The following is a 12,022-nucleotide window of genomic DNA, read 5'->3' on the forward strand; positions in this document are numbered from 1 at the left end:
ACGGTACGGACCAGTTGCGGATCACCCGAGCGGACGTGCCCGGGTGGTCGGCCGGTACAGCCAGGGCTGCTCGGCCCTGATCTGGTCGAGCACCGCCAGGATCAGGTCGGCTCGGTGGGCCGGCTGCTCGGCGAAGAGCTCGGCATCGGCCCGCAGGTCGTCACGTCCCTGCACGCCGAGCGCGAGCTGGAGGTGCAGCGCCCGCAGGAACGACGACGCGTTGCGGACGCCGGGGGAGGGCCACTCGGCCTCGAGGTGGCCCCGGGTCTGCGGCGGCTTGATGCCCTGCCCCAGGCGCGCCAGCCACGGCTCGACAATCACGGGGTCGAGCTCGTTGCGGTGCAGCAGCGTCATGACGGCGTAGGCCAGGCGGTCGTCCTCGCCGTGTCGCCAGATGTACGACGTGGGGGTCAGCACGCGGTCGGCGATGACGTCGAGCAGCACCGTCAGCTCGAGCCGTCCGAAGTGCCGCGACCGGGCGAGGGCGGCCAGCAGATCGGCGCCGTGGGCGATCGCGTTGGCCCAGCCCATCTCGGGGACCCAGCCGCGCTGGTCCTGCTCGCGGACGTACCAGGCGGTGGCCCGGTCGCCCCAGTCGAGCACCGACTCCGACGACATCAGGTGCTCGTTGTTGTCACGCCCGATGATCTCGGCCAGCATCAGCGCGCTGTACGACCGGCGCATGACCGACACGTCGCCGTCGTGCCCCAGGCCGTAGCGCAGCCCCGGCGCGATGCCGTCGCCGAGCCCGGACAGCAGCTGGTCGTAGACCCCGCGGGTGATCCACGTCGTCAGCAGGGGATAGGCGAGGTCCTCGCGCGTGCGCGGATTGGGGTGGCCCAGCATCTCGACCAGCTCGACGGTGCACTCGTCGAGACCCCGGTCGGCGGGCACGTCCATGCCGCTCTGCATCACCGACTGCCAGTACGCCTCGGACATTGCCTCATCGTGTCACGGCGGCCCGACTACGCTGCACGTGTGCCCACGCTGGACGACATCGCGAAGTCCCAGACATCGCTGACCGCAGACGACGTGGGCTGGCTGCACGCCCTGGTCGCCGACTGGCAGATCATCGCCGACCTGTCGTTCGCCGACCTCGTGCTGTGGGTGCCCGACGGCGAGGCCAAGGGCATGTGGGCCGCAGCGCAGATCCGGCCGACCACGGGGCCCACCACGCTGCTCGAGGACGTCGCCGGCACCTTCTTGCCGACGCGCGGCGAGCACCCGCTCGAGGTCGCCATGACGACGGGCCGCACGGTGCCCCAGCACGCCGAGCAGCAGCTCGACGGCTCGCGCATCCTGGTCGAGGCCATCCCGGTGCGCCGCGCCGCACGGACGATCGGCGTCGTCGTCCGGCGCAGCAGCGAGTCGGGCCTGCGGCCGTCCAGCACCCTCGAGAACGCCTACCTCGAGGCGGCCGGCGAGCTGGGCGAGATGATCCGGCGCGGCGAGTTCCCGGCCCCCGGCTCACGCTCCGACCTGGCCGACTCGTTGCGGGTCGGCGACGGCTTCATCCGCACCGATGCGCGTGGGACGGTGCGCTACGCGAGCCCCAACGCGATGTCGGCCTACCGGCGGCTCGGCGTGGTCGGCGACCTCGTCGGCACGCAGCTCGGCGACGTCACCACGGCGCTGGTCGACCGGCGTCCCACCGACCGCAGCGCCCGCGGGGTGCTGAGCGGCCGCGAGGGCTCGGAGGCCGAGATCGAGAACGCCAGCGCCTCGCTGCTGGTGCGCACGATCCCGCTGCGCTCGTCGGGCCAGCGCAGCGGCGCCCTGATCCTGCTGCGCGACGTCACCGAGCTACGGCTGCGCGAGCGCGAGCTGGTCTCGAAGGACGCGACGATCCGCGAGATCCACCACCGGGTCAAGAACAACCTGCAGACCGTCGCGGCGCTGCTGCGCCTGCAAGGTCGTCGCACCGAGAACCCCGAGGCACGGGCCGCGCTCGAGGAGGCCGTGCGCCGCGTGGGATCCATCGCGCTGGTGCACGAGACGCTCAGCCAGTCGTTCAGCGACTTCGTCGAGTTCGACGAGATCGCCGACCGCCTGCTGCACACCGTGCTCGACGTCTCGAACGGGCCGGCCGGCGCCAACCTCGTGCGTCCCGAGCGGTTCGGCAGCTTCGGGCTGCTGCCGGGCGAGATCGCGACCCCGCTGTCGATGGTGCTGACCGAGCTGATCCAGAACGCATCGGCGCACGCCTACGACGAGTCGGGCGGGACGCTGACGCTCGCGGTCAACCGCATCCGCGACAAGATCCGGTTGCGGGTCAGCGACGACGGAGCAGGGCTCCCGCGCGACTTCGATCCCGCCAGCAGCCTGGGGCTGTCGATCGTCACGACGCTCGTCGAGGGAGAGCTGGGCGGGTCGCTGGCCTTCGAGCAGCGCGTCGGTGGTGGCACCACGGTGGCCATCACCCTGACCGTCTGAGGCCTGGTCGCTCGCGCTGGCAGCGGGTCTCGAGGCGGTGACGCGGCGGGCGGCAGGAGATACAAAGAACCCCGCGGCCGTCAGGCCACGGGGTTCACCGATACGTGCGCTTGCTCAGGCGGTACGAATACGTGCCCGTGCATTGCGACGCTTCAGCGTACGACGTTCGTCTTCGCTCAAGCCTCCCCACACACCGTGGTCCTGTCCGGACTCGAGTGCCCACTGAAGGCACTGCTCGCGGACATCACAGCGGCGGCATACGACCTTGGCCTCTTCGATCTGCAAGATGGCAGGACCCGTGTTGCCGATGGGGAAGAAGAGCTCAGGATCCTCATCGAGGCATGCCGACTTGTGGCGCCAATCCATGGGGACACTCCTTCCCGTTCGGTGTTGCGCCCGAGGCAGATCTGTTTGACCTGTCAAACGGGCATTGGGTCCCATGGTTTCAACATTCCCGGTCGTTTACAAGGGCAACGACGCCGGGCGAATTGTCGGATGAGTCACATGCTGCCTACGCTGGCGTCGTGACGTCTCCCGGACGGCCGTCGGGAACGGCCAAGATCCTGCTCGTGACGGCTGCTGCCGTCGTCTCGGTGGAGGCGTTGACCTTCGGCGTGCTGGCGGTGCTCGAGCTGCTCGCCGTGTCGTCCGACCGGGTGGGTCTCGGCGTCGGCGCCACGATCTTCCTGCTCGTCGTCGCTGCCGGCCTGGCGTGGGCGGCGTCCCGCGTCGCGGTGGGCGAGTCGTGGGCGCGCAGCCCCCTCGTGCTGGCCCAGCTGGTGCAGCTGGGCCTGGCGTGGAACTTCCGCGGCGACCCGGCCTGGCTCACGCCCGCCATCGCGCTGCCCGCCGTCGCCGTGCTGGGGTGCCTGCTCGCGCCGCCGGTCACGCGCGCGCTGGCCGACCACCACGGGGCCTGACGGTCGCCGGCGTGTGACACGATAGGAGCGGGGCGCAACCCGCCCCCTCCCGCCTCGGCGGCTCGCACAGCAGCGGTCAGACACCGCGCCGGCGACCTGATCGGTCCCGTTGAGAGAATTCTCGTCGAGCCCTGCCGGCCACGTCCCCCCGAGGAATCATCTTGTCCATCGTCGCCACCGACCTCGACGTCCAGAACGCCCCCGATCCCGACGACCCGGTCTTCGCGCTGCACCGCGGCGGGAAGATGAGCATCGCGGCCTCCGTGCCGATCCGCGACGCCCACGACCTGTCGCTCGCCTACACGCCCGGCGTGGCGAGGGTCTGCGAGGCCATCGCGACCGATCCCGAGGTGGCGCACGACTACACCTGGGTCTCCAACACCGTCGCGGTGGTCACCGACGGCACCGCCGTGCTGGGGCTGGGCGACATCGGCCCGGCCGCGTCCATGCCGGTCATGGAGGGCAAGGCCATCTTGTTCAAGCAGTTCGGCGGGGTCGACGCCATCCCGATCGCGCTCGACACGACCGACGTCGACGAGATCGTCGAGACCGTCGTGCGGCTCGCACCGTCGTTCGGCGGCATCAACCTCGAGGACATCTCGAGCCCGCGGTGCTTCGAGATCGAGCGGCGGCTCGTCGAGCGGCTCGACATCCCGGTCTTCCACGACGACCAGCACGGCACGGCCGTCGTGACGCTGGCCGCCCTGATCAACTCCGCCAGGCTGACCGACCGCGACCTGCAGGACCTCAAGGTCGTCATCTCCGGTGCCGGTGCCGCCGGCGTCGCGATCATGAAGATCCTGCAGTCGGCCGGGGTGCGCAAGATCGCCGTCGTCGATCGCGCGGGCGTGATTCACCCGGGCCGCGACGACCTCAACGACGTCAAGCGGTGGCTCGCCGATCAGACGGCGGGCTGGGCTCGTCCCGGGTCGATCGCCGACGCCCTCGACGAGGCCGACGTGTTCATCGGCGTCTCCGGCGGCACGGTGCCCGAAGAAGCGGTCGCCCGCATGGCACCCGAGGCCATCGTGTTCGCGATGGCCAACCCGCACCCCGAGGTGCACCCCGACGTCGCGCACCAGTACGCACGGGTCGTGGCCACCGGCCGCTCCGACTTCCCCAACCAGATCAACAACGTGCTGGTGTTCCCGGGCATCTTCCGCGGCGCGCTCGACGTGCGCGCCACCCGCATCTCCGAGGACATGAAGATCGCCGCCGCGACCGCCATCGCCGACCTCGTGGGCGACGACCTCTCCGAGACCTACGTCATCCCGTCGCCGTTCGACTCGCGCGTGGCGACGGCCGTCTCGCGCGCCGTGACCGACTCGGCCCGCCGCGAGGGTCTCGCCCGCCGACCGTACTGATCCCCCGAGCACATCCGAGGAGCACGACATGTTCGCCGTCTACGCAGGCCAGATCGTCCCCACCGACCCGCTGTCGGGTCTGGTCGTGGGCGAGCGTCCCGACCCCGAGGTCCCCGAGGGATGGACGACGGTGACGGTCAAGGCGGCATCGATCAACCACCACGACGTGTGGAGCCTGCGAGGCGTCGGTCTCCGCGAGGAGTCGCTGCCCATGATCCTCGGGTGCGACGCCGCGGGCTACGACGAGGACGGCAACGAGGTGCTGGTGCACGCGGTCATCAGCGACCCGTCGTGGCGCGGCGACGAGACCCTCGACCCCCGGCGCTCGCTGCTGTCGGAGCGGCACCAGGGCACCTTCGCCGAGAAGGTCGCGGTGCCCGCCCGCAACGTCGTGCCCAAGCCGGCCGGGCTCTCGTTCGCCGAGGCAGCCTGCCTGCCGACGGCGTGGTTGACGGCCTACCGCATGCTGTTCACCCAGTCGGGCCTCAAGCAGGGCGACACGGTGCTGGTGCAGGGCGCGGGGGGCGGCGTGGCCACCGCCGCGATCACCCTCGCCCGGGCGGCCGGCTTTCGGGTGTACGCGACGAGTCGCGACGAGGACAAGCGGTCGCGCGCGGTCGAGATCGGCGCGCACGAGGCATTCGAGTCGGGCGCCAGGCTGCCCGCCAAGGTCGATGCGGTCATCGAGACCGTCGGGGCCGCCACGTGGTCGCACTCGGTCAAGTCGATGCGCCCGGGCGGCACGATCGTGATCTCGGGCGCGACCTCGGGCGACGCCCCGACGCACGCCGAGCTGACACGCATCTTCTTCCAGCAGATGCGCGTGCACGGGTCGACGATGGGCACCCGCGACGAGCTGCACGCGCTCGCCCAGTTCATGGACGTCACGGGCACCCGTCCGCTGATCGACCGCGAGATCCCGATGGCCGACGCCGCCTCGGGCCTGCAGAGCGTCATCGACGGCAGCGTCTTCGGCAAGATCGTCCTGACCCTCTGACCCAGGAAGGATGCAGTCCTCCGCAGATCCGGGTTGGGGCGGCTCAGTCGTCGGCGAGGGTGTGGCGCAGGTAGCGCGCGGGGGTGTGGCGCAGGTAGCGCGCGGGGGTGTCGAGGTAGGCGCGGTAGTGACGGACCAGCTCGAGCTCGTCCCACGTCGTCTCGCGCAGACCCCAGTCACCGACCTCGAGGACGTGGGCGCCCGGCAGCGACGCGAGGACGGGGGAGTGCGTGGCGCACAGCACCTGGCCACCGGCCTGCGCGATGTCGTGCAGGACCCGGATGAGCGTCAGGCTCGATCGGAATGACAAGGCCGCCTCGGGCTCGTCGAGGCAGTAGAAGCCCGCGGAGTCGAACTTGCGCGTCAGCACCTCGAGGAACGACTCGCCGTGGCTCATGGCGTGGTAATCGGTGTCGTTCGGGCCGCGGTGCTCGTCCATGTAGGTGTACCAGCCGTGCATCGTCTCGGCGCGCAGGAAGAAGCCCCACCGTCCCGCCCCGATGCCTCGTTGGATGCCGAGGTGGTGGTGCAGCGGCGACTCGCTGGCCCTCGTCTCGTGCCGCCCGTGCGCAGTGCCGCCCTCGGGCGAGAGCCCGTAGGCGACCGCGACAGCCTCGACGAGGGTCGACTTGCCCGAGCCGTTCTCGCCGACCAGGAACGTCACGCCGGGCGGCAGGTCGAGGCCGTCGGCGAGCACCTGCGCCACGGCCGGGATCGTGTTCGGCCACGCGTCCGGGTCGAACGGGATGTCCGGATGGGGGGACATGACGACCCGCACGACGGGCGGCTGGTCGAACCTCATGCGTGCGCGTCGATCAGGGCACTTGGTCGTCGGGGAACGGCTGAGCCATCTGCAGGATCATGCTCGCGGGGTACGTACGACCCTCGTGGGCCGACTGCAGGTGCGCGTCGACCGCCGTGACGAAGTCGTCGTCGCTGCGGCCCACCAGCTGCTCGCCGCACGGGCACATCAACATCTTGGCCATCGGTCTTCCTCCTGCTGATCTCTGAGCGCTTGCGTGGTTTCGACAGGCTGGCGGCTTCGCCGCGTCTCGCTCAACCTGGCGACACGCTCGTTCGCAGAGCTCACTGCGGTGTCACTCATCCTCATCGTCGTCGAGGCGAGCCAGCCAGGTGGCCAGGCGCTCGACGGGGATCTCGAAGTCGGGGTTGAGGTCGACGAACGTGCTGAGCTGCTCGGCGAGCCAGGCGAAGGTGACTTCCTCGTCACCCCGCCTGGCCTGCAGCTCCTCGATCCCGCGGTCGGTGAAGTACATCAGCGATCGTCTCCGCAGCTCTTCGTGCGCCTCAGGCGAAGGCCTGCTGCATCAGCTCGGCCTGCTCCTCGACGTGGCGGTTGTGCGAGCCGACCGACGGTGCGGAGGACTCGGGACGCGACACCCGCACGAGCGGGAGCCCGTCGAACTCGCCGCTGAAGTGCAGCGCGACGTGCGGCCACGGGCCCTGGTTGGCGGGCTCGTCCTGCACCCACCGCACCTCGCGGGCGTTGGTGAACCGCGCCACCTCGGCGTTGAGCTCGTCGACCGGACGGGGGTAGATCTGCTCGAGGCGGACGATCGCCGTGCGCTTGGAGTCGCCCTCGAGCTTCTCGCGCTCGGCCATGAGGTCCCACGTGACACGACCCGAGCAGACCAGCACGCGCTCCACCGCCGACGGATCGGCCGCGCCCTCGCCGAAGGCCGCATCGCCGATGACCGGACGGAACGTGCCCGTCGTGAAGTCGTCGGGCTGCGACGCCGCTGCCTTGCTGCGCAGCATCGACTTGGGCGTGAACACGATCAACGGACGGTGCTCGCTCTCGAGCGCCTGGCGGCGCAGGAGGTGGAAGTACGACGCGGGCGTGGAGGGCTGGGCGACCGTCATGGCCTCGTCGGCGCACAACGTCAGGAACCGCTCGATGCGGGCCGACGAGTGGTCGGGTCCCTGGCCCTCGTAGCCGTGGGGCAGCAGCAGGACGACGCCCGACTTCTGGCCCCACTTGGTCTCGCCGGCCGAGATGTACTCGTCGATGACCGACTGGGCGCCGTTGACGAAGTCGCCGAACTGGGCCTCCCAGATGGTCAGCGCCTCGGGACGCGCGACCGAGTAGCCGTACTCGAAGCCGAGGGCGGCGTACTCGCTGAGCAGCGAGTCGTAGACGTGGAAGCTGGCCTGCTCGTCGCCGATGTTGGACAGCGGCGTCCACTCGTCGGCGTTGGTGCGATCGATGATCGTGGCGAAGCGCGACGAGAAGGTGCCGCGACGGGTGTCCTGGCCGGAGATGCGCACCGGACGTCCGTCGAGCAGCAGCGAGCCCATCGCGAGGATCTCGCCGGTGCCCCAGTCGATCGGCCCGGCCGAGATGGACTGCGCGCGGCGCTGGAGCTGCGGCAGCACCTTCGGGTGGACCGTGAAGCCCTCGGGCACGTTGGTGTACGAGTCGGCGATCGCCTTCATGGCCTCGGTCGAGATCGCGGTGACGAGCTCGCCGGCGTGCTCGGGCTTCTCGGGGTAGTCGGGCGTGCGGGTGTAGTCGGGGTCCGACGTGGCCTGCTTGACCTCGGCGAAGTTGCGCTCGAGCTGGGCCTGGTAGTCGCTGAGGGCGACCTCGGCCTCTTCGAGCGTGATGTCGCCGCGACCCACCAACGCCTCGGTGTAGAGCTTGCGCACCGACTTCTTGGCGTTGATCGTGTCGTACATCAGGGGCTGCGTGAAGCTGGGGTCGTCGCCCTCGTTGTGACCGCGGCGGCGGTAGCAGACCAGGTCGATGACGACGTCCTTGTGGAAGGTGCGCCGGTACTCGTAGGCCAGCTGTGCCACGCGGATGCACGCCTCGGGGTCGTCGCCGTTGACGTGGAACACGGGCGCCTGGATCATGCGCGCGACGTCGGTGCAGTAGGTGGACGAGCGCGACGACGACGGCGACGTGGTGAAGCCGACCTGGTTGTTGACGATCAGGTGGATCGTGCCGCCGGTGCGGTAGCCGCGCAGCTGCGACAGGTTGAGCGTCTCGGCGACGACTCCCTGGCCCGCGAACGCGGCGTCGCCGTGGACCAGGACGGGCAGCACGGGGTACGCCGCACCCTGGTTGAGGCGGTCCTGCTTGGCGCGGGCGATGCCCTCGAGCACGGGGTCGACGACTTCGAGGTGCGAGGGGTTGGCCGCGATCGAGACCTTGACCTTGTCGCCGTTGCCGGACGTGAACTCGCCCTCGACGCCCAGGTGGTACTTGACGTCGCCGGAGCCCTGCACGGTGCGCGGGTCGATGTTGCCCTCGAACTCGCGGAAGACCTGGCTGGGACGCTTGCCGGCGATGTTGACCAGCGCGTTGAGCCGGCCGCGGTGTGCCATGCCGATGCACACCTCGTCGAGCTTGTCGGCCGCTGCCGCCTCGCAGATCTCGTCGAGGAACGGGATGGTCGTCTCGCCGCCCTCGAGGCTGAAGCGCTTCTGACCGACGAACTTGGTCTGCAGGAACGTCTCGAAGGCCTCGGCCTGGTTGAGCTTCTGCAGGATGCGCAGCTGCTCCTCGCGCGGCGGCTTGGTGTGCGGACGCTCGATGCGCTCCTGGAACCACTCGCGCTCGGAGGGCTCCTGGATGTGCATGTACTCCAGCCCGATCGTGCGGGCGTAGGAGTCGCGCAGGATGCCGAGGATCTCGCGCAGCTTCATGAAGCGCTTGTCGCTCTTGAACGAGCCGGTCGCGAACTCGCGGTCGAGGTCCCACAGCGTCAGGCCGTGCGACGCCGTGTCGAGGTCGGGGTGGCTGCGCGGGGAGTTGTCGAGCGGGTTGGTGTCGGCCATCAGGTGGCCACGGACCCGGAAGGCGTGGATCAGCTCGAGGACGCGCGACTGCTTGTGCACCTCGTCGTCGTGGCTGACCGCGATGTCCTGGGCCCAGCGGATGGGCTCGTAGGGGATCTTGAGCGCGCGGAAGATGTCGTCGTAGAAGCCGTTCTCGCCGAGCAGCAGCGCGTGGACGCGCTTGAGGAACTCGCCGGACTGGGCGCCCTGGATGACGCGGTGGTCGTACGTCGACGTCAGGGTCACCATCTTGGAGATGGCCATCTGCGCCAGGGTGTGGTCGGACGCGCCCTGGAACTCCGGCGGGTACTCCATCGAGCCGACGCCGATGATGACGCCCTGGCCCGACATGAGTCGCGGCACCGAGTGGTTGGTGCCGATGCCGCCGGGGTTGGTCAGGCTGAGCGTCGTGCCCTGGAAGTCGCTGACCTCGAGCTTGCCGTCGCGCGCCTTGCGGACCATGGTCTCGTAGGCGGCCCAGAACTCCGCGAAGCTCATGGTCTCGGTCGCCTTGATCGACGGCACCAGCAGCTGGCGCGAGCCGTCGGGCTTCTGCAGGTCGATCGCGAGGCCGAAGTTGACGTGCTCGGGCTTGAGCTGGTTGGGCTTGCCCTTCTCGTCCACCTCGTAGCCGGTGTTCATCTCGGGCATGGCCTTGACGGCCTGCACGATCGCGTAGCCGATCAGGTGCGTGAACGAGACCTTGCCGCCGCGAGCGCGGGCCAGGTGGTTGTTGATGACGGTGCGGTTGTCGAACAGCAGCTTGACCGGCACCGAGCGCACGCTGGTGGCCGTCGGGACGGTCAGGCTCGCGTCCATGTTCTGGACGGTGCGGGCGGCCGCGCCGCGCAGGACGACCTTCTCGACCTCGCCGGGACCGGTGGGCTTGGCGGCGTCCTTCGGCTTGTCGGCGGGTGCGCCCGAGCGGGCGGACGACGCAGCCGGGGCCTTGGGCGCCGGCGTGCCGTTGGGCGTGGGGGCGGCCGCGTCGGCCGGGGCGGCCGCGGGGACGGGCTTGACCGGCGCAGGGGAGTCGGGGGCCTTCTCCTCGGGCGGTGCCACCGAGACCGGCTCGGTCTTGGCGGCCGGCGCGACGGTGGAGGCCGGCGAGGTGGGCGGCGGAGTGGCGGCGGCAGGCACCGGGGCCGTTCCGTTGGCCGCGGCACCGGACGCGAGGTCGGCACCGTCACCGGTCTCGAAGAAGGCGACCCACGTCTCGTCTACCGACGACGGGTCCTCCCGGTAGCGGTCGTGCATCTCTTCAACGAGCCACTGGTTCGTGCCGAAATCAGGAGTTGAATGGTCTTGGGAGGACTCGGCCACAGCCTCGATCGCCTCTTCCGATGTGTGTGCTGGCGCGTAGGTGAAAGTGTGCTCTCCACACTAACGCGAGGCACCAGCCGAGCGCAGGCAGGTGGGGCCCCGAGATGGGTCACACGCGCCGCACCACGGTGACAGTCAGTCGGCGATGCTCAGGCGCGGCTCACGCTCGACGAATCGGCCGAAGGCGTCGGCCTCGGCCTGCAGCCCCCGGCGCAGCGATGCGGTCGTGGGGGCGGCCGACCGGACGTCGATCGCGACGGTCCGGGCCGCGAGGGTGCGGGTCCACGAACCGGCCAGCCGTCCGGCGACGAACAGCAGGCCGGCGGCCCGCATGACCTCGCCTCCGGCTCCGGCTATGCCGTCGTCGTCGCCCGGGTCGCGGGCGTACGAGACGTACTCGTCGAAGTTCGGCAGCAGCATCACCTCGGGGGGTTCGGACTCGACGGGCTCGTCGAGCGCCCAGTGCGTCACCCCGTCCACGTCGAGGGGCCGCAGCCCGGCGAGGTCGATGGCCCGGCGGCTGTCGGTCAGCGTCAGGCTCGTCCACCACGCGAGGTCGCGGTCGCGGACGGGTCCGTGGCCGGCGGCGTACCGTCGGGCGACCTCGGCCAGCAGCTCGTCGCGCGACCGCTCGACCGGACGTGTCTCGATCAGGCGGTAGGTGTGCTGCTTGCCGTCCATGGGTCCGCTGGCGATCGCGGCGTCGATCTCCGCGCTGATGACGACGTGGGCGACCGCCTGGCCGGTGAGCACGAGCCCGGACGCCGCGAGGACGTCGGCCAGCTCGCGGCGGGTGCGCGGACGTCCGTCGGCGAGGGCCTCCACGACCAGGGACGCGCCGCGGTCGACGACGTCGGACGTCAGCCCGATCGACCGGTTGGTGGTCTCGAGCAGGCGGCGCACGCGGGGCCCGGTGAGGGCCTGCAGCCAGGGCAGGTCGTCAGGGGCGACGAGGTGCCAGGTGGGCCGCAGCACGTGCGTGCGCAGGACCTCGCCGGTGTCGAAGGCCTGCTGCAGCTCGGCGAGCGTCGTGCCGGGCAGGCGTCGCCCCACGCCCCACAGCGCCATGTCGTGCAGCTGCGACTGGACGCACCCCAGGTGACGCACGACGTCGACCAGGGTGCCCGGCCGCGGGCCGTCGAGCCCCTGGGCGTGCAGCCGACCGAGGACGGGGCGCACCG

The 12,022-nt window shown here is 70.5% G+C and carries 11 protein-coding genes; 4 read left to right on the plus strand and 7 right to left on the minus strand.

What is annotated here, in order from left to right; all coding sequences use genetic code 11:
* Positions 1–21 precede the first annotated feature (21 nt).
* Positions 22–939, minus strand: coding sequence for a DUF2785 domain-containing protein (locus tag DX116_RS19105; protein WP_119705891.1), 918 nt, complete (start codon positions 937–939; stop codon positions 22–24).
* A 39-nt stretch (positions 940–978) separates the two neighbouring features.
* Here DX116_RS19105 and DX116_RS19110 point away from each other — a divergent pair, with 39 nt between their 5' ends.
* The gene (locus tag DX116_RS19110; protein WP_119705892.1) at positions 979–2,433 is read left to right on the plus strand and encodes a sensor histidine kinase; all 1,455 of its coding nucleotides are present in this window, start codon (positions 979–981) and stop codon (positions 2,431–2,433) included.
* Positions 2,434–2,547: 114 nt separating this feature from the next.
* On the opposite strand, the gene DX116_RS19115 is transcribed toward DX116_RS19110, so the two are convergent.
* Positions 2,548–2,799: a WhiB family transcriptional regulator gene (locus DX116_RS19115; protein WP_082530375.1), complete on the minus strand. Its 252-nt coding sequence runs from the start codon at positions 2,797–2,799 to the stop codon at positions 2,548–2,550.
* A 158-nt stretch (positions 2,800–2,957) separates the two neighbouring features.
* On the opposite strand from DX116_RS19115, the gene DX116_RS19120 reads away from it, so the two are divergent.
* From DX116_RS19120 to DX116_RS19130, 3 genes are all read left to right on the plus strand, one after another.
* Positions 2,958–3,353: a hypothetical protein gene (locus tag DX116_RS19120; protein ID WP_119705893.1), complete on the plus strand. Its 396-nt coding sequence runs from the start codon at positions 2,958–2,960 to the stop codon at positions 3,351–3,353.
* 167 nt (positions 3,354–3,520) lie between these two features.
* Positions 3,521–4,717, plus strand: coding sequence for an NAD(P)-dependent malic enzyme (locus tag DX116_RS19125; protein WP_325048630.1), 1,197 nt, complete (start codon positions 3,521–3,523; stop codon positions 4,715–4,717).
* A gap of 28 nt (positions 4,718–4,745) precedes the next feature.
* Positions 4,746–5,714, plus strand: coding sequence for a zinc-binding dehydrogenase (locus DX116_RS19130; RefSeq protein WP_119705894.1), 969 nt, complete (start codon positions 4,746–4,748; stop codon positions 5,712–5,714).
* Positions 5,715–5,757: 43 nt separating this feature from the next.
* Here DX116_RS19130 and DX116_RS19135 read toward each other — a convergent pair whose 3' ends face one another.
* From DX116_RS19135 to DX116_RS19150, 5 genes are all read right to left on the minus strand, one after another.
* Positions 5,758–6,516, minus strand: coding sequence for an AAA family ATPase (locus DX116_RS19135; RefSeq protein WP_119705895.1), 759 nt, complete (start codon positions 6,514–6,516; stop codon positions 5,758–5,760).
* Positions 6,517–6,529: 13 nt separating this feature from the next.
* Positions 6,530–6,700 carry a hypothetical protein gene (locus DX116_RS20195; RefSeq protein ID WP_199716174.1) on the minus strand — a complete coding sequence of 57 codons (171 nt, stop codon included), beginning with the start codon at positions 6,698–6,700 and terminating at the stop codon, positions 6,530–6,532.
* A gap of 111 nt (positions 6,701–6,811) precedes the next feature.
* Entirely contained in the window at positions 6,812–6,991 is a 180-nt protein-coding gene (locus DX116_RS19140; RefSeq protein ID WP_119705896.1) for a DUF6104 family protein, read from the minus strand.
* A 31-nt stretch (positions 6,992–7,022) separates the two neighbouring features.
* Complete coding sequence (locus tag DX116_RS19145; protein ID WP_119705897.1) at positions 7,023–10,841, minus strand: multifunctional oxoglutarate decarboxylase/oxoglutarate dehydrogenase thiamine pyrophosphate-binding subunit/dihydrolipoyllysine-residue succinyltransferase subunit; 3,819 nt, start codon at positions 10,839–10,841, stop codon at positions 7,023–7,025.
* Between the two features lie 135 nt (positions 10,842–10,976).
* Entirely contained in the window at positions 10,977–12,020 is a 1,044-nt protein-coding gene (locus DX116_RS19150) for a winged helix DNA-binding domain-containing protein (protein ID WP_119705898.1), read from the minus strand.
* Positions 12,021–12,022 lie beyond the last annotated feature (2 nt).

The sequence above is a fragment of the Aeromicrobium endophyticum genome (genome assembly GCF_003586285.1).
GTDB classification, from domain to species: domain Bacteria; phylum Actinomycetota; class Actinomycetes; order Propionibacteriales; family Nocardioidaceae; genus Aeromicrobium; species Aeromicrobium endophyticum.

Coding starts and splice junctions, on each gene's coding strand:
- DX116_RS19130 (WP_119705894.1), top strand. CDS start 4,746: ATGTTCGCCGTCTACGCAGGCCAGATCGTCCCCACCGACCCGCTGTCG.
- DX116_RS19105 (WP_119705891.1), bottom strand. CDS start 939: ATGTCCGAGGCGTACTGGCAGTCGGTGATGCAGAGCGGCATGGACGTG.
- DX116_RS19115 (WP_082530375.1), bottom strand. CDS start 2,799: ATGGATTGGCGCCACAAGTCGGCATGCCTCGATGAGGATCCTGAGCTC.
- DX116_RS20195 (WP_199716174.1), bottom strand. CDS start 6,700: ATGGCCAAGATGTTGATGTGCCCGTGCGGCGAGCAGCTGGTGGGCCGC.
- DX116_RS19135 (WP_119705895.1), bottom strand. CDS start 6,516: ATGAGGTTCGACCAGCCGCCCGTCGTGCGGGTCGTCATGTCCCCCCAT.
- DX116_RS19140 (WP_119705896.1), bottom strand. CDS start 6,991: ATGTACTTCACCGACCGCGGGATCGAGGAGCTGCAGGCCAGGCGGGGT.